Source organism: Kitasatospora sp. NPDC058190, assembly GCF_042883685.1.
Taxonomy (GTDB): Bacteria; Actinomycetota; Actinomycetes; order Streptomycetales; family Streptomycetaceae; genus Kitasatospora.
This window is the reverse complement of record NZ_JBHVVI010000053.1, coordinates 46,560-61,747: the sequence shown is the minus strand read 5'-3', so window position 1 is coordinate 61,747 and position 15,188 is coordinate 46,560. Positions and strand designations below refer to the sequence as shown.

Sequence of the window (15,188 nt, the reverse complement as noted above, 5' to 3'; positions counted from 1 at the left end):
GCGGGCCCCGGGGGCCCCGCGGGCGCCGCCCCCGGCCCGGCGTTCGGCTCCCCCCCCCCCCCCGAGGCCGTTCTCGCTTCCCCTCCTGCCCCCTCTTGTCTGCCCTAACGATCGAGTCCGTCGAGCCAGCCGCCGACCAGGCCCCGCACCGTCTTGGCACACTCGACCTGCGGGTTGTGGCCGGCGCCGTCGAGCACCGTCGCCGCCATCCGGGGGTAGTGGTCGAGCAGGGCGAGCTGGTCGCGCCAGCCGACCAGGCCGTCCTGCCGGGTCGTCACCAGCAGGTGGCGGCCCCGGTGCTGCGGAGCCCGGTGCTCGGGCCAGTGCGGCAGCAGGAAGTCGGCCTCCAGCTCGGCGGCGGCCGGCTGGTCGTGGGCCCGGCGGCCGGGCAGCACGAACTGCTCGAAGAGCTCCCAACCCGGCTCGGTGAGACGGGCCATGACGTACCCGAACAGCTCGCGGTCGGGCCCGTCCGGAAGCCGGTCGAGGAGCTCCTGGTCGCGCTCGACCACCGTCTCCCCCGGCAGCGTACGATCCTCGCCCCAGCGCACCACCGGCACCAGCAGCGCCGAACCCAGCACTTGCTCCCCGTACCGCGCCGTCACCGCCCGGGCCAGCTGCCCGCCGAAGGACTGCCCGACCACCGCGAAGGGGCGGTCGCCCACCTCGGCATCGATCCAGCGGAAGACGGCCTCGGCCAGGGCCGTCGCCGAGGTCGGGCCCGGCAGTCGGGGGCTGGCGCCGTGGCCGGGGAGGTCGAGGTAGAGGCGCCGCCAGCCGGGACGGCCGGCGAAGACGGGTTCGAGCGGGAGCAGGACGCGGTGGTCGACGGTGTAGCCGTGGATCAGGACGATCGGGGTGCCCTCGCCGAAGGCGGTGTGGCGGATGACGGAGTCAGTCGTGTCGGTCATGGGGACAGCCTTCAACCGTGACATACGTGTCAGGGTCAAGCGACGGTTCGAGGTGTGCGGATCCGCCGATCAGGCGAGGCCCTTGACCACGTCCAGGTACTCCCGGATGGCGTCCCGGTTGCGGGTCAGGCACTGGATGCGGCGGGTCATCCGCTCCGTCTCGGACTCCAGGGTGTCGAGCATCTCCGGAGTGGCGTCGGCGAAGTGGATCGTCCGCGGGGTGTCCAAGCAGGGCAGGATCTGCTTGATGATCCGGGTGGGCAGGCCGGCGTCCAGCAGGCCGCGGATCTGGAGCACCCGGTCCACCAGGTAGTCGTCGTAGTCACGGTAGCCGTTCGCCTCGCGGCGCGGGGTGATCAGGCCCTGCTGCTCGTAGTAGCGCAGCAGGCGCGGAGTGCTCTCCGTCCGCCGGGCGAGTTCGCCGATCCGCATGTGGCCACCCTGGCTTCCTGGCTCCGGCTTGACCTTGACATCGATGTCAAGGATAGACGATCGGGCCCATGCCGACGTCCGAACTCCGTTCCCCTGCCCAGCCGATGGCCCCCGCCCCCGGCCTGCCCTGGCCCGCGCTGCTGGCCCTGAGCACCGCCGGGTTCGTCACCCTGCTGACCGAGGCCCTGCCCGCCGGCGTCCTGCCCGCCATGAGTGCGGACCTCGGCGTCAGCCAGTCCGGCGCCGGGCAGTCCGTCACCCTCTACGCGGTCGGCTCCATCGCCGCCGCCATCCCGCTGACCGCCGTCACCGCCCACTGGCCGCGCAAACGGCTGCTGCTCCTGGCCGTCGGCGGCTTCGCGCTGGCCAACGCGGTGACGGCGGCCTCCGCGAACTACCCGCTCACCATGGCCGCGCGCTTCGCGGCCGGCCTGGTCGCCGGGCTGCTCTGGGCGCTGCTCGCCGGGTACGCCCGCGGCATCGTCGCGCCCGAGCAGCGCGGGCGGGCGATGGCGGTGGCGATGAGCGGCTCGACCGTCGCCCTGTCGGTCGGTGTGCCGGCCGGCACCCTGCTCGCCGGGGCGGCCGGCTGGCGGCTCACCTTCGCGCTGATGAGCGCGATCGCGGTGGGCCTGGTGGGGTGGATCGCCGCCGCCGTCCCGGCGATCCCGGGCCGGGAGGAGCACGACCGGCCATCGATCCGGCGGGTGCTGCGGATCCCGGGCGTGGCAGCCGTGCTGGGGGTGACGGCGACCTTCGTGCTCGCCCACAACATCCTCTACACCTACGTCGCGGCCCTGCTCGAACCCCTCGGCCTCGGCGGGCGGACCGACACCGTGCTACTCGTCCTCGGCCTCTCCGCACTGGCGGGCATCGCCGCCACCGGAGCCCTCATCGACCGTCACCTGCGCGCCCTCACCCTCGCCGCCTGCGGACTCCTCGCCCTCGCGGCGACCATCATCGCCGCCGCCCTGATCAGCTCAACGCCCTGGCCGGTCCACGCCGCCGCCGTGATCTGGGGCCTCGGCTTCGGCGGCGCCGGCACCCTCCTGCAGACCGCCGTCGCCGACGCCGCCGGCCCGGCCGCCGACCTCGCCCAGTCCCTCCTGGTCACCTGCTGGAACCTCGGCATCGCCGCTGCGGCGGCGGCCGGCGGACTCCTGCTGGACCACGGCGGGCCCGAGTCGCTGCCCTGGTCGGCGCTGGCGCTGCTGGCGCTCGCCCTGGCGGTGGCGGCGGCCGCCCGGCGGCATGGTTTTCCGGGGTGGGAAGGGGCCGAGCGAGGATGACACTCGTTCGTGTGAAGTCGAGGTGAGGCGCCCGCCTTCCCGCTCGACGCACGTCAGCCTGGACCGCCCACGATCTCCGCATGGAAACCCCACGAGCGCACCGACGAGTTGACCGCCAGGGTCGCGACCGGCGAGCGCTTCGGGATCGCCCGGGGCGGCCGGCTGGTCACCGTGCCGGCTCCGCCCGCCCTGGAGCGAGAGGCGCTGGAACGCCTCGTGCGCGACGGCGCCATCGTCGCGGAGAACGCCGCCACCGCACGCGGCCTGGCCGACTGGCCGCTCCCCTCGTGCGACTCCCGACTCGACTCGGCTTCCGCAGCCCTCCACGCGATGCGGGACGAAGAGGAGGAACGCCACTGCGGGCGGGCGCAGATGCGCCCACCCGCAGAGCGTTCTTGACGCCGTCAGAACCGGTCGCATGTTGTCCACAACCTGCATGTTCACTTTGGCTTTCGTCACCAGGTACCGCACTAACGAGATTGGCCCTCGCGCGTGGTCACGTCCGGATCGCCTCGGGCAGCACGGCTGCGGGCCGGCCCGTCACGACCACGAGGGTGCCGGCCAGGGCGATCGAGGCGAAGACGGTCAGAGCGCCGACGGTGCCGACCGCGCCGGCCAGGGTGCCGCCCAGCAGTGCGCCGACCGGCATGACGAGCTGGCCCATCGACCGCGAAAGCCCGAGCACCCGGCCGAGTCGCTCCGGCGGGGAGAGCAGCTGCTGCAGGGTCACCGAGCTGACGGCCCACACAGTCGCGCAGAAGCCGAACACCAGCTGGTAGGCGACCAGCACCGGCAGGGCGAAGCCCAGCGAGGCCGCCGGGATCAGGAACAGAGCGGCCGCGGCGAGCGGGCCGAAGACCGGGATCACCCTGGTCAGACCGATGCGGGCGATGACCTTCTTGGCGGTGAGGACGGCGGTCACCGCCGCCACGCTGAAGGCGGCGGTGGTGACGCCTACCTCGCCTGGGCCCAAGTCGGCGACCTGGTAGGCGAAGTAGGCGTACAGGCCGCCGAGCCCGGCCCCGCCGAGGTTGAGGGCGGCGGCGGCCAACGCGAGCCGGGCCAGCACCGGCTGGTCGCGGAGCACCCCGGCGCCCTCCCGCAGGGACTCGACGACCCCCGGCCGCGCGGCCGGGCGCGCTTCCGCTTCGGCGTCCCGTTGGAGCCTGGGCAGGCTCAGGGCCACGGCGGACAGCCCGTAGCTGACCGCGTCCGCCGCCATCGCGGTGGCCGCTCCCACGGCCTGCACCAGCCCGGCGGCCAGCCCGGGCCCGGCGATCTGGCCGACCGAACGGGCTCCGGCCAACTTGGCGTTGGCCGCGACCAGGCCGTCCTCGGGGACGAAGTCGGGCACCGCGGTCGGCACCGCGATGGCGGAGAGCCCGCCGAGGGCGCCGGAGACGGCGGCGATGCCGTAGAGGTGGAGCAGCGTCAACGCACCGGCGGTGTGCGCCAGCGGCACGGTGGCGATCAGCAGGAGCTGGGCGAGGTCGACGGTGACCAGCAGTCGCCGGCGGGAGGCGACCCGGTCGACCAGCACCCCGGCGAACGGCCCGGTCAGGCCCTGCACCCCGTACTCCAGGGCGAAGAGCAGGGAGGCGGCGAGCGGGCCCGCACCCAACAGGAGGATCGCCAGCGTCGGCAGCGCGAGCGCGGTGACCTGCGTACCCGCCACGCTGACACCCTGCGAGAACATCAGGGCGGGCACGGCTCGCCGGGAGGAGGAAGGAGCAGCCACCGGGACGGTCTCTCCACTCTCATCTGCCATGCCCTTCACGCTACTTCACCACGTCGAGGCACAGACGCCCGCGCCGGAACGACGCGCCCCGGAGCGCGAGTGAGGCCGGCGCCTCTCAGGGCGCCAGCGGAGCCAGCGCGGTGGGCCGGACCGCGCCGGCGGCGGCCGAGCCGTGGAGCAGGGCGGCCAGGTCGTGGGGCGGCGCCGGCTCGCCGGTCGGGGTCGCCGCGGTGATGCGGTCGAGCCGGAAGCCCCGGCCGGCCTGGCGGGTGCGGCACCAGGCGATGAGGTACCACGTGCCGTCGGCGGTGAGCAGTCCGGCCGGTTCCACCGCGCGGTCGCTCTCCTGCCCGGCCGCGTCGACGTAGGACAGCCGCAGCACGGTGCCCTCGGCGAGGGCCCGCTCCACCGCGGTGCGGACGGACTCCGCGGTCCTGGTCGGCAGTGCGACGATCCGGGCGGCGAGCTCCTGGGCTGCCGTCGAGGCGGGGCCGGTCATCGCGGCGGCGATCTTCTGGGAGGCCGTACGGACCGCGCCGGCGTACGGGGCCGAGGTGTCGGCCGCGGCGAGCGCGGCGACCAGCGCCGAGGCCTCCTCGGGGGTGAGGCGGATCGGCGGCAGGGTCATCGCCGGGTCGATCGACCAGCCCCCGCCCCGCCCGGTGGTCGCGCGCACCGGGACACCCGACTCCATCAGCGCTTGGAGGTCCCGCTGCACGGTGCGCACGCTCACCTCGAACCGCGCGGCGAGCACGGCGACCGTCAACGATCGCGGTGCCGCCGCGCGCAGTTCTTCCACCAGCGCGTAGAGCCGAGGGGTGCGGTTCATGTGGCCGACGCTACCGTCCCGCGCCGGCCAGGAAGTCCCGCTCCCGCTGCTGTTCGCGTGCGGTGACGGTCAGCGGGAACAGGGTGAAGCCGTGCATCGCCCCGGCGACGACGGCGAGTTGGACGGGTGCTCCGGCCGCCTGCCACCGCTGGGCCAGGAACAGCGAGTCGTCCAGCAGCGGGTCCTCGGTGCCGACCATGATCCGCGCGGGCGGCATGCCGGTCAGATCGGCGTACAGCGGCGAGACCTCCGGGTCGCGGCGCCGGTCCGGGGTCATCCCCGGCGTGAAGAGCTCGTAACTGCCGCGCAACGAATCGGAGTTGCTCAGCAGCAGTCGGGAGCCGAACAGCCGCTGGCTCGGCGTCATCGACAGGTCGTACGGGCCGAAGGCCAGGTGGGCCGCCCGGAACGCGCCGGTGATGCCGCGCCGGTCGCGCAGCCGCAGCAGGGTCAGGACGCTCAGGTGGGCGCCGGCCGACTCGCCGCCGATCAGCAGCCGCCGGGTGCCGAACTCGACCTCGGCGTGGTCCACCAGCCAGCGGGCGGCGGCCTCGCAGTCGTCGGGCCCGGCGGGGAAGGGATACTCCGGCGCCAGGCGGTAGTCCACGCTCACCACGGCCAGTCGGGCTTCGGTCGCCAGGCTCCAGAGCTTCTCGTCCTGCCCGTCGGCCGAGCCGAACACCCAGCCGCCGCCGTGAATGTGCAGGTACACGCCCTCGACGTACTCCGGCACGAACGTCCGGACCCTCACCCCGGACGGGAGAACGCGGTCCTGGCCCTGGGGCATTCGCACCGGGGGCGTGTCGCCGCCGAGCCGGTTGCGGCGCAGGTGCGCGATGGTGGCCGCGTCGGGCGCCTGCCCGCGCTGGGGGCGGAGTGCGGCGGCAGCCTCGAACTGTGCGTTGAAGGCCAGGGTCTCGGTGAGGCAGTCCTCGTCGGTGATCGTCATGAGTCGATGGTCGCGACCGTCCGCGACACCAGCCTGTCACCCTTTTTCAGTGACCTGCGTCACAACACATCGTGAACTATCAAATCTGTTACGGTCGTATCTATGAAGAGAGAATTCAACGCTCCGGCCGCCGAGACCGAGCTGCGGATGCCCCTCGACACCAAGGTGGTCATCTGGGTCTTCTGCGGTGCGGCCGGCGCCGGCCTCGGCTTCGCCGTCCCCTGGCTGCTGCAGTTCGCCGCCAAGCACCCGATCCCGTACGCGGACACCGTGAGGTTCCTCGGCTCGTTCGACTCCCCCGCCATGGTGATCGGCCGACCGGTGCTGCTGGCCGCCATCGGCCTGGTGATCGGCCTCTTCCTCACGTACCACAGCGCCACGCTGCGGATCACGGACGAGAGCATCACCGTCATCGAAGGCGACGACACCCGCGTCATCACCCGCGACCAGGTCGGCGGCGTGTTCCGCCACGACGGCAAGGTGCGGATCGAATCGCCCGCCGGACGCGTGTTGTTCGACGACGACGTCGAGGGCAAGAAGGCCGTCATCGCCGAGGCCTTCCGCCGCCACCACTACCCTTGGGAAGGCGCCTGAGCCGCACCCCGGGGCGTGTGATCGAGAACCGAGGTCTCCCGTTGTCCGCATACAAAGCCGCGCCGCGAACGGTCGTCGAGGCCTGCTTCGATCCGCAGGGCACCGCATCGCTCGACTACGTCTACGACGTCGCCGCGGCCGCCGGCCTGTCGGACCAGCCGGTGCGGCTGGCGATCCGCCGGCTGGAGGCGGCGGGCGTGTTGCGGCAGGAGGGGCGGGGCCGGAAGGGCCGGCTGCTGCTCACCGATGCCGGTCGGCTCCGCGCCGACATGGACGTCCGGTTCATCGCGCTCGCCTACGCGCAGGATGCCGGGCTCGCGCCGTGGGACGGCCTCTGGCGGCTCTACACCTTCTCCGTGCCGGAGCAGCGGCGAGCGGAACGCGACGCCCTCCGTGTGGCGTTGACCCGACTCGGCGCCGTCGCGCTCGCGCCCGGTGCCTATGTGAGCCCGCACGACCTCCTGGAGGAGCTGGTCGGCGAGACCTCGGAGGCGACGGTCGGGACCTATCTGATCACGGCGGAGGCCACCCGGCTGATCGGCCCGGGATTCACCGGTGCCGTCGCCGTTGCGGAGCGGCTCTGGCCCGCGGCCGACACGATCGAGGCCTACCAGCCGCTCGCCGACGCGCTCGGCGACGAATCGCCCGGACGTGACGGGAGTTCCGCCGAACTCATCGCCACCGCACTGGGTCTGGTCGATGCGTTCAGCCGGGCGATGGAGAGCGACCCGCTACTGCCAACGGAGTTGAGGCCCGCCCCGTGGCCGCCGTCGCAGCTCCGGCACGCGTTCCGGGAGAGGTGGGCGGCGATCCGGAAGCAGGCGCCGGACCTCTCCCTCTTCCGCGCCTACGACATCCCCGCGATGCCCTCGGCCTGATGCGGCCGTCGCCGGTTGCCGAAGCGTGTGGACAATGGCTCCGTGCATTCAGACACAGGCCACCCGAGATGGTGGTTCGCGCTCCGGGGCTTCCTGCTGTTCCTCGCGTGCGGAGGACTTGGCTGCTTCGTCACCGAGGTGATGGCGCATCGCACGGTTGGCGGGATGCCGTGGGGCGGGCTGCTGTTCGGGGCGGTCGTGTCCGCGACGCTCAGCGCACTGTTCCCTGGGCGACAGCGCCGTTGAGCGGCGGTTCCCCACCCCTCGCAAGCCGGACGTCACGGCCCCGCCGACACGGCCGCGTTCACGTCAGTGGGGCGGGATGATCCCGGTCAGCCACTTGAAGGTCGGGACGACCAGCGGCTTCCAGGTCGACGTCAGGTGCGGGCCGGTGGTCTCGAACGGCGTGACGGTGGTCGGGCTCTTCGCCGCCTGCTGGAGGGCGGTCGCGTCCTCCAGCCCGTCGCCCCGCTTGCCGGTCACGTAGAGCGCGACGTTCGGCGGCGTCTGGGCGTGGGTGAGGATGTAGAGCGGGTTGGAGGTCTCGCGTAGCTTCGGGTCCTTGGCGGTCAGTGAGGCCGGTTCGCCGGCCGGGTCGTTGTAGCCGGACATGCTGATCGCGGCGCGGTACCGGTTCGGGTGGGAGAGCGCGAGGCGCAGGGCGCAGTGGGCGCCGGCCGAGTAGCCGGACAGGGCCCAGCGGTCCGGGGTGGTGTCGGCCCGGAAGTTGTCCACGATCATCTGCGGGACGTCCCGCGAGAGCCAGGTGTCGGCGTTGACCTTACCGGGGACGTCGGCACACCCGGTGTCGGTATTGCCGAGGAGGGTGACGCGCGGTACGACCAGGATGAACGGGGTCACCTGACCGGACTTCATCAGTGGTTCCAGCTGCTTGGTCGCTTCCATGGCATCGCCGAACCAGGCGCTGGACGACCCGGGGAACCCGACGAGCAGTTCGACCACCGGGAAGGTCTTGTCCTTGTAAGCCGGGTCGTCGTACTGCGGCGGCGTCCAGACCAGCACCTCGCCGTCGACTCCGGAGAGCCGGCCCTTGAGGTCGGCCTGCTTCACGTTCCTGGGCACGGCGTCCGAGTCGGGCGCATGGAAGGTCTGGGGCACCTTGGGCGCGGCGGTGCCGGGCGAGCCGGCGGGGGCGGCACCCCGGTCGCCGGCCAGGCCCTCGTCCTTCGGAGGCACGGGCACGGCCCGGACGTGGCTGGCGTTGCCCAGCAGGTCGCCCCAGTTGTCGTAGAGCTGGTTCTCGTTGTTGACGATCACGAAGACCATGGCCACGGCGGTGAACTGGCAGAGCACCACTGTGCCGAGGTACGAGAGCGCACGCAGCGGCGTGCGCCGCTGTTCAGGGGTTCGCGCCCGCCCGAAGAACCTTCCTTTGCCCAGCCATTGCGCCATGGCCAGCGCGATGGAGCCCACGAACAGAACGATCGTGAGGATGAGGAAGGGGGTGCCCGTCAGAGTCATTGCGTTCGAAGCCGGTTCCTGTGCCCGCCGGGCCCGCGTACCCGGTCACAGGAGAGACACCGAGGAACTGTCGTTCGGTTGCCTCCTCACGGGAAATTCCCCGCCCGGGCCGGTGGCCCCGCCAATCCTCGCGCTGCCAACCTTCGTGTGGCGAGTTCAGTTGCAGACGCCTTCGACGGTGTTCGGTAGGCCGATGAGGAGGTCGGTGACGTACGCGCACATGTGGCGGCCCAAGCCGTCGTGCCGCCAGCCGGAATCGGCACCCCCACGGCCAGTCCAGCAGCGGCCGGCGGACTACACCGCACGGCGACAGGCCGGATCCCGGACGACCGGGCGGAGACACGCTCACAGCGTCCGAACCCCGGCGCCAATGGCTCTTCAGCCACCTCGGACGGGCCCGGACGAGGGGGCCGATGACGGGACAGCCTTCAGCGAACGACGGGGATGCGGCCGCCGCGCCAGTCCGCGATGCGCTTGCGGATGCTGGGGAGGACGGGGAGCGCGTCGATCTCGGCGGGGGTGAACCAGCCGACCTCGAAGGACTCGTCGGAGGTGCGGAGTTGGCCGCCGGTGGGAGTGGCCAGGAGACAGATGGAGAACTCCTGGCGGACCTCGCCGTCGTCGTAGGCGAGGATGTGGGCGGGGTTGGTATAGGTGCCGACGATGCCGGTGATGGCGACGTCGATGCCGGTTTCCTCGCGGGTCTCGCGGATCGCGCAGTCGCCGATGGACTCGCCGAGTTCCATCGTTCCGCCGGGCAGGGCCCACATACCGTTGTCGGTACGGCGCTGGAGCAGGACGCGGCCGAGGCCGTCCACTACAACTGCGGATGCTGCGGGCACCAGGCTGTTGGGCTCGGGGGCGTTCGGGTCGTCCTCGTAGTCGCGCCTGGCCATACGGGATGCCTCCGGCGGTGGGTGCGGCCTTGGGCGTAACGCCCAAGGCCGCGAGGTCAGATAGTGGTGGCGCCGAACTCACCCGCGCGGACGGCGGTCACGAAGGACTGCCAGGCGGCGGGGGTGAAGGCGAGGGCCGGACCCTCCGGGTCCTTGGAGTCACGCACACGACCAGGGTCGGCGTCATCGACCTCAACACAGGTGCCGTTGTTACCACCGCTGTAACTGCTCTTACGCCACCGGGCCAAATGGTGATCAGTCTTGCGCATGCTCGTGATCCTCCGCCGCCGACAGAATCAGGGCAAGGGACGCCTCCGGCGACAACGCGACGGCCCGTGCCAGATCGTAGGACTCCTGGCACCGGGCAACCAACCGAGATTCATCCACAAGCTGGCCAACGTGAGGCCCTTCGACGTAGGCCATCGGCGGCGCGTCGACGAAAGTCATCAGCGAGAGCACGCCTTCAAGGAGCGCGTGAGCGCGCTTGAAGGTTGCAACCTGAACGATAATGCGCCGCCGCTCGATCAGATCTGCAATGTGTCGCAATTGCGCTGACATGATTTGGCTATTGCCGACAGTCCGCCGAACTACCGCTTCATCGAGGATGTACCAGACCCTGGGACCCATCGGGTCGGCCACCAGGCGGGTCCGCTCCATCCGTGCCGAAATCCGCTCGTCGAGCTCATCCTCCAACAGCAAGGGCTGTGCACTCAGGAAGACCGCCCTTGCGTAATCGGGGGTCTGAACCAACCCCGGCACCACCAGGGCCGCGTACTCGCTGATCGTCAGCGCTTGCTTCTCGTACTCGGCAGCCTCGCTGAAGTAGTGAGCGAAGCGCGAGTAGTCAAGCAGCGCATGCAACCGCTCCAACACGCCACCTGTTGAGAGCACCTCATCGATCCGCCTCGACAGATCGAGCCGCGGCACCCGGACAGCCGTCTCCAACTGCCCAATATAGGCGCCGGAAACGAAGACCAGCGATCCCAACTTCTCCTGTGTCATACGAGGGACGACCGCCTCGCGAAGCCTCCGCAGTTCGGAGCCGTAGTACTCGCGAGGTGTCATTCCGCGCGGGACTTCGAGCCTGGGCATCGCGCTCTCCCAATTCCAACGTGCAACCTGTTGTGACTATCCGGATTCACAGCGTAGCTCCGTAAATGCAGTCTGGTGGGGCAAATCCAAAACTCACCAGGAGCAGCGCCATGGCTTCCATGCTCAGAAAGATCACCGCCGAGGACCGCCGCGAGGCCGCCGACGCGCTCGACGACCTCAAGGCCACCCTCGCCTACGCCGGGACCCAACTCCCCTCTCCCGGCATCGACTGGAACTGCGCCTCCGTCACCGGCATCGTCCTCATCGACCTCGGCGCCGCGCCCACCTCCGTCGTCCGTCAGATCGTCGACGTGCTCCGCCTCGGCGTCCGCGCCCAACGCGAGCAGGCCAACCAGCAAGCCTGGTACCCCGCCATCGGTTCGACCATCCTCCTCACCACGGACGGCGGCACCCCCCTCCCCGCCAAAGTCGTGGGTGCCAACGGCAAGTTGATCAGCGTCCGCCTCGAAAGCTGGATCCCGTCATGACCGCACCCGCCGTCTCCATCGGCGATCTCGTCTACGACCGCCGCACCAAGCGACTCGGCGTCGTCATAGACCTCGTCGGCGGTCGCCTCTACCTCCGCCCGCCGCACGGCGGCATCGAGTGGACCGCCCGCCCCGAGCACGTCGGCCCGCCTCCCCGACGCGCCGCCTCATGACGTCACCGACCCGTCCCCGCGCCTCCCTGGTCGCCGCCGCAGCGTTCGCCGTCGCGACCGGGACGGGCGCGGGGGCTCTCGCTGCCCACCCACTCCACCACGACGACCCCGGCGGGGCGCACCTGCTCTTCCTCCTCGTCCTCTGCGCCGTGACCCTGCTGGCCAACTCCGCACTCAGCAGCGCCATTCAGCGTCGGCACCCGCCCCGTCCGACGGAGTCAGGCCAGCAGGCGGCTCCAGATCGTCGCGGTCGGTGCGGCGAGGAGGAGGCGTTCGCGGGGCGGGTCGGAGCTGAGGGGGAGCCAGGTGAGGGCGGGGTCGTCGGCCACGGCGGCGGCCGGGCGGAGCGCGATGACGGTGTCATCGCCGAGGAGGGCGTGGCGGAACAGGGTGTGGCTGCTGTGGTCGTGGTCGCCGGGGGTCGTGCGCGGTGTCCAGCCGTGGACGGCGAGCTGGGCCAGGACGGTGGAGGCGTAGCCGGACGCGGCGGATTCCGGGAACCAGAGCAGGCGTTGGCCGTCGAGCTCCGCCCAGGTGACGGACGTGCGGTCGGCCAGCGGGTGGGCGCGTCCGACGACGGCTCCGAGCGGCTGGTCGGCGAGGACGCGGGTGGTGAGGCCGGTCTCGTCGACCGGACCGCGCAGGATGCCGAAGTCGAGTCTGCCGATGCGCAGCCGGTCGGCCTGGTCGTGGGAGTCGACCGCGTGGTAGCCGAGGTGGAGCGGGCGGTCCCGGGTGACGAGCCCCTCGGCCGCCGCCAGGACCTCCTGCGACAGGCCGTGGCAGACGCCGATCCGGGCCGGCAGCGCGGCCCCGCGCGCCGAGGTCATGGCGGCGTGCAGCTCGCCGAGTGCGCGGTTGGCGCCGTCCAGGAGCGCCTGCCCCGCGGCGGTGAGGGACATCCCGACCGGGCCGCGGTGGAACAGCGGTGCGGCGACCCGGCGTTCGAGCGCGCGGATCTGCTGGCTCAGGCTCGGCTGGGTGATGTGGAGCCGGCGTGCGGCCTCGGTGACCGTACCGGCCTCGGCGACGGCGGCGAAGTACCTCAGGTGCCGGAACTCGATTCCGGACAGGTCGTTCACGGGCTTCCCATCAGCGGTTATCGGGTGGCGCCTATGGCGTCCCCGGGGGATCGTATTGGCGGGCGGGGCGGGTGTTCCGGTTGGCTGTTCGGCGAAGGAAGCCCCCCGCACGGCGATCGAGAGTTCCAAGACATGCATGATGTTCTGACGGCAGACCAGATAGAGCGGTTCGTGACGGACGGGTTCGTCCGGCTGGAGGAGGCCTTCCCCCGCGAGCTGGCCGAGGAGTGCCGGGCGTTCCTGTGGCGCGAGACCGGGCTGGCCGAGGACGACCCCGCCACCTGGACCCAACCGGTCGTGCGGCTGTGGGGCTACGCGGACGAGCCGTTCCAGCGGGCCGCCACGACCGAGCGGCTGCACGGCGCGTTCGACCAGCTGGTCGGCCCCGGGCGGTGGTTGCCGAGGACCGGGCTCGGAACGTTCCCGATCCGTTTCCCGCACCCGGATGACCCGGGTGACACCGGCTGGCACGTGGACGCCGGCTACACGCCCGAGGGGGAGGCCCTCCCCTGGCTCAACCTGTTCTCGCGGGAACGGTCGCTGCTGATGCTGTTCCTGTTCTCGGACGTCGACGCCGACCACGGCCCGACCCGGATCAAGGTCGGCTCGCACCTGGACGTCCCGGCGTTCCTGGAGCCGGCCGGCGAGCGCGGGCTCGACTTCATGGCGCTGTGCCGGTCGATGGATGCGGCGGGCCGGCTCGACGCCCCCGACCGCGAGGTGGCCTTCGCCACCGGGCGCGCCGGGGACGTCTACCTCTGCCACCCGTTCCTGGTCCACGCCGCGCAGCCCAACCGGGGCACGCAGGCGCGGTTCATCGCTCAGCCTCCGCTGATCTCGGCGGCTCCGCTGGAGCTCGACCGGGCCGACGGGGCGTACTCGCCGGTCGAGCGGGCGGTGCGGCTCGGGCTGGCGCGACAGGGGTGAGGTCAGGGCGGGCTCCTTCGTCGGGCCCCGGTTCGGGGGCCTGGCGAGGTTCACGCTAGGAGAGCGGGCGGAGGGACGGCCCGACAGTTCCGGAACGCGATCTGTCGGGTGACGGCGCTCCGCCGCTCCGTAAATCCTTTGGTCCGACCTCCCCGCCGGTCCGACAATCGCCGGATGACCGATGATCAGATCGACTGGGACCGTCTGCGCGCGGCCCGTCGGGGCAGCACGCGCTTCTTCTCCGGCAGCCTCCCCGCCACCATCCACGAGCGGCTCACCGCCCTCGCCGACGCCGTCGACCCGGACCTCTACCCCGACTTCTACGGGAACGGCGGTCCCGTCGGGGAGCTCGAAGAGCGCACCGCCGCCCTTCTGGGCAAGGAGGACGCGGTCTTCTTCCCCACCGGCACCATGGCCCAGCAGGTGGCCCTGCGCTATCACGCCGAGCAGCTCGACAACCGGGCCGTCGCCCTCCACCCGCTCAGTCACATCGAGCGGCACGAGCGCCACGCCCACACCCAGCTCACCGGCCTGCGCGGCCTCTGGGCCACCACCGAGCAGCGCCAGCCGACCCCCGAGGAGCTGCGCGCGCTCGGCGAGCCCTTCGGCACCCTGGTGGTCGAACTCCCGCTGCGCGACCCGGGCTTCCTCCTCCCCAGCTGGGAGGAGCTCACCGAGCTCACGGCCGCCGCCCGCGAAACCGGCGCCCGGGTGCACTTCGACGGCGCCCGCCTCTGGAACACCACCGCCCACTTCGGCAAGCGGCTCGACGAGATCGCCGCCCTCGCCGACAGCGTCTACGTGTCCTACTACAAGGACCTCGGCGGCATCAGCGGCGCCGCTCTCGTCGGCGACAAGGCGCTCGCCGCCTACGCCCGCACCTGGCGCCACCGCTACGGCGGCCAGATCTACCAGCAGTGGCCCGCCGCCCTCGCCGCGCTCTCCGGCCTGGACACCGCGCTCCCCCGGCTGCCCGGCTACACCGCCCACGCCAAGACCCTCATCCCGGCCCTGGCCGCGCTCCCCGGCGCCCGCCTCCACCCGGAGGAGCCGCCCACCCGCGAGTTCCAGCTCTGGCTGCCCCACCCCGCGAAGGCCCTGAACGCCGCCGTCCTCGCCCTCGCCGAGCAGGAACGGATCTGGTTCATCCCGGAGTGGAACGACGCCGCCCCCGGCCTCGCCATGGCCGAGGTGAGCCTCGACGGCCCGGCGCAGGACTGGACGGCCGAGGAGGTCACCGAACTCGGCCTGCACTTCCTGGAGTTGGTCGCAGCCGCCGAGAAGGGAACCACCACCGGCTGAAGACCGCAGCGGCGCCCGGCAGCCAAGCCGGGCGCCGGGGCCCAACCCTGGACGGTCATCCTCAGTTCTCCGACCGAAACCGATCACGGTCCGGTAGAAAGTGGACGTGAAGATCAAGGGTGTTAC

General features: G+C 71.8%; 18 protein-coding genes. 8 read left to right on the top strand and 10 right to left on the bottom strand.

Going from position 1 to position 15,188, the window contains the following annotated elements:
- Positions 1-104 precede the first annotated feature (104 nt).
- Entirely contained in the window at positions 105-911 is an 807-nt protein-coding gene (locus tag ACFVWU_RS23840; protein ID WP_387624387.1) for an alpha/beta fold hydrolase, read from the bottom strand.
- A 69-nt stretch (positions 912-980) separates the two neighbouring features.
- Positions 981-1,343, bottom strand: coding sequence for a MerR family transcriptional regulator (locus ACFVWU_RS23835; RefSeq protein ID WP_387624385.1), 363 nt, complete (start codon positions 1,341-1,343; stop codon positions 981-983).
- Between the two features lie 68 nt (positions 1,344-1,411).
- Here ACFVWU_RS23835 and ACFVWU_RS23830 point away from each other — a divergent pair, with 68 nt between their 5' ends.
- Together ACFVWU_RS23830 and ACFVWU_RS23825 are read left to right on the top strand one after the other, a co-directional pair.
- The gene (locus tag ACFVWU_RS23830) at positions 1,412-2,632 is read left to right on the top strand and encodes an MFS transporter (RefSeq protein ID WP_387624382.1); all 1,221 of its coding nucleotides are present in this window, start codon (positions 1,412-1,414) and stop codon (positions 2,630-2,632) included.
- A 108-nt stretch (positions 2,633-2,740) separates the two neighbouring features.
- Complete coding sequence (locus ACFVWU_RS23825) at positions 2,741-3,031, top strand: hypothetical protein (protein ID WP_387624379.1); 291 nt, start codon at positions 2,741-2,743, stop codon at positions 3,029-3,031.
- Positions 3,032-3,128: 97 nt separating this feature from the next.
- Here the strand turns inward: ACFVWU_RS23825 and ACFVWU_RS23820 are convergent, their stop codons facing one another.
- The 3 genes from ACFVWU_RS23820 to ACFVWU_RS23810 all read right to left on the bottom strand — a co-directional run bounded on the left by ACFVWU_RS23820 (position 3,129) and on the right by ACFVWU_RS23810 (position 6,148).
- Positions 3,129-4,400, bottom strand: a complete 1,272-nt coding sequence (locus ACFVWU_RS23820) for an MFS transporter (RefSeq protein ID WP_387624376.1) — start codon at positions 4,398-4,400, stop codon at positions 3,129-3,131.
- 85 nt (positions 4,401-4,485) lie between these two features.
- Positions 4,486-5,199 carry a helix-turn-helix transcriptional regulator gene (locus tag ACFVWU_RS23815; protein WP_387624373.1) on the bottom strand — a complete coding sequence of 238 codons (714 nt, stop codon included), beginning with the start codon at positions 5,197-5,199 and terminating at the stop codon, positions 4,486-4,488.
- A gap of 10 nt (positions 5,200-5,209) precedes the next feature.
- Complete coding sequence (locus tag ACFVWU_RS23810) at positions 5,210-6,148, bottom strand: alpha/beta hydrolase (RefSeq protein ID WP_387624371.1); 939 nt, start codon at positions 6,146-6,148, stop codon at positions 5,210-5,212.
- Positions 6,149-6,250: 102 nt separating this feature from the next.
- Here ACFVWU_RS23810 and ACFVWU_RS23805 point away from each other — a divergent pair, with 102 nt between their 5' ends.
- Together ACFVWU_RS23805 and ACFVWU_RS23800 are read left to right on the top strand one after the other, a co-directional pair.
- Entirely contained in the window at positions 6,251-6,742 is a 492-nt protein-coding gene (locus tag ACFVWU_RS23805) for a hypothetical protein (RefSeq protein ID WP_387624369.1), read from the top strand.
- A gap of 41 nt (positions 6,743-6,783) precedes the next feature.
- Positions 6,784-7,620, top strand: coding sequence for a PaaX family transcriptional regulator C-terminal domain-containing protein (locus ACFVWU_RS23800; protein WP_387624367.1), 837 nt, complete (start codon positions 6,784-6,786; stop codon positions 7,618-7,620).
- 309 nt (positions 7,621-7,929) lie between these two features.
- On the opposite strand, the gene ACFVWU_RS23795 is transcribed toward ACFVWU_RS23800, so the two are convergent.
- The 4 genes from ACFVWU_RS23795 to ACFVWU_RS23780 all read right to left on the bottom strand — a co-directional run bounded on the left by ACFVWU_RS23795 (position 7,930) and on the right by ACFVWU_RS23780 (position 11,090).
- Positions 7,930-9,054, bottom strand: a complete 1,125-nt coding sequence (locus ACFVWU_RS23795; RefSeq protein ID WP_387624366.1) for an alpha/beta hydrolase — start codon at positions 9,052-9,054, stop codon at positions 7,930-7,932.
- A 476-nt stretch (positions 9,055-9,530) separates the two neighbouring features.
- Positions 9,531-9,998 (bottom strand): NUDIX hydrolase, encoded by a 468-nt coding sequence (locus ACFVWU_RS23790; protein ID WP_387624364.1) that lies wholly within the window; start codon positions 9,996-9,998, stop codon positions 9,531-9,533.
- Between the two features lie 56 nt (positions 9,999-10,054).
- On the bottom strand, positions 10,055-10,267 hold the full coding sequence (locus tag ACFVWU_RS23785) for a DUF397 domain-containing protein (RefSeq protein ID WP_387624362.1): 213 nt from the start codon (positions 10,265-10,267) through the stop codon (positions 10,055-10,057).
- A complete protein-coding gene (locus ACFVWU_RS23780) occupies positions 10,254-11,090 on the bottom strand; it encodes a helix-turn-helix domain-containing protein (RefSeq protein WP_387624360.1) in 837 nt (278 codons plus the stop codon). The genes ACFVWU_RS23785 and ACFVWU_RS23780 overlap by 14 nt, the downstream gene beginning before the upstream one ends.
- Before the next feature lie 110 nt (positions 11,091-11,200).
- On the opposite strand from ACFVWU_RS23780, the gene ACFVWU_RS23775 reads away from it, so the two are divergent.
- Both ACFVWU_RS23775 and ACFVWU_RS23770 read left to right on the top strand, forming a co-directional pair.
- Positions 11,201-11,578: a hypothetical protein gene (locus tag ACFVWU_RS23775; protein WP_387624358.1), complete on the top strand. Its 378-nt coding sequence runs from the start codon at positions 11,201-11,203 to the stop codon at positions 11,576-11,578.
- Entirely contained in the window at positions 11,575-11,751 is a 177-nt protein-coding gene (locus ACFVWU_RS23770) for a hypothetical protein (protein WP_387624355.1), read from the top strand. Before ACFVWU_RS23775 ends, ACFVWU_RS23770 begins: the two co-directional genes overlap by 4 nt.
- Before the next feature lie 218 nt (positions 11,752-11,969).
- Here the strand turns inward: ACFVWU_RS23770 and ACFVWU_RS23765 are convergent, their stop codons facing one another.
- Positions 11,970-12,833: a LysR family transcriptional regulator gene (locus ACFVWU_RS23765; protein ID WP_387624353.1), complete on the bottom strand. Its 864-nt coding sequence runs from the start codon at positions 12,831-12,833 to the stop codon at positions 11,970-11,972.
- A 132-nt stretch (positions 12,834-12,965) separates the two neighbouring features.
- Between ACFVWU_RS23765 and ACFVWU_RS23760 the strand changes: the two genes are divergently transcribed.
- Positions 12,966-13,760, top strand: a complete 795-nt coding sequence (locus ACFVWU_RS23760; protein ID WP_387624350.1) for a phytanoyl-CoA dioxygenase family protein — start codon at positions 12,966-12,968, stop codon at positions 13,758-13,760.
- A gap of 174 nt (positions 13,761-13,934) precedes the next feature.
- On the top strand, positions 13,935-15,062 hold the full coding sequence (locus ACFVWU_RS23755; protein ID WP_387624348.1) for a threonine aldolase family protein: 1,128 nt from the start codon (positions 13,935-13,937) through the stop codon (positions 15,060-15,062).
- Positions 15,063-15,188 lie beyond the last annotated feature (126 nt).

Coding starts and splice junctions, on each gene's coding strand:
- ACFVWU_RS23840 (WP_387624387.1), bottom strand. CDS start 911: ATGACCGACACGACTGACTCCGTCATCCGCCACACCGCCTTCGGCGAG.
- ACFVWU_RS23835 (WP_387624385.1), bottom strand. CDS start 1,343: ATGCGGATCGGCGAACTCGCCCGGCGGACGGAGAGCACTCCGCGCCTG.
- ACFVWU_RS23830 (WP_387624382.1), top strand. CDS start 1,412: ATGCCGACGTCCGAACTCCGTTCCCCTGCCCAGCCGATGGCCCCCGCC.
- ACFVWU_RS23820 (WP_387624376.1), bottom strand. CDS start 4,400: ATGGCAGATGAGAGTGGAGAGACCGTCCCGGTGGCTGCTCCTTCCTCC.
- ACFVWU_RS23815 (WP_387624373.1), bottom strand. CDS start 5,199: ATGAACCGCACCCCTCGGCTCTACGCGCTGGTGGAAGAACTGCGCGCG.
- ACFVWU_RS23810 (WP_387624371.1), bottom strand. CDS start 6,148: ATGACGATCACCGACGAGGACTGCCTCACCGAGACCCTGGCCTTCAAC.
- ACFVWU_RS23805 (WP_387624369.1), top strand. CDS start 6,251: ATGAAGAGAGAATTCAACGCTCCGGCCGCCGAGACCGAGCTGCGGATG.
- ACFVWU_RS23790 (WP_387624364.1), bottom strand. CDS start 9,998: ATGGCCAGGCGCGACTACGAGGACGACCCGAACGCCCCCGAGCCCAAC.
- ACFVWU_RS23785 (WP_387624362.1), bottom strand. CDS start 10,267: ATGCGCAAGACTGATCACCATTTGGCCCGGTGGCGTAAGAGCAGTTAC.
- ACFVWU_RS23780 (WP_387624360.1), bottom strand. CDS start 11,090: ATGCCCAGGCTCGAAGTCCCGCGCGGAATGACACCTCGCGAGTACTAC.
- ACFVWU_RS23775 (WP_387624358.1), top strand. CDS start 11,201: ATGGCTTCCATGCTCAGAAAGATCACCGCCGAGGACCGCCGCGAGGCC.
- ACFVWU_RS23770 (WP_387624355.1), top strand. CDS start 11,575: ATGACCGCACCCGCCGTCTCCATCGGCGATCTCGTCTACGACCGCCGC.
- ACFVWU_RS23760 (WP_387624350.1), top strand. CDS start 12,966: ATGCATGATGTTCTGACGGCAGACCAGATAGAGCGGTTCGTGACGGAC.
- ACFVWU_RS23755 (WP_387624348.1), top strand. CDS start 13,935: ATGACCGATGATCAGATCGACTGGGACCGTCTGCGCGCGGCCCGTCGG.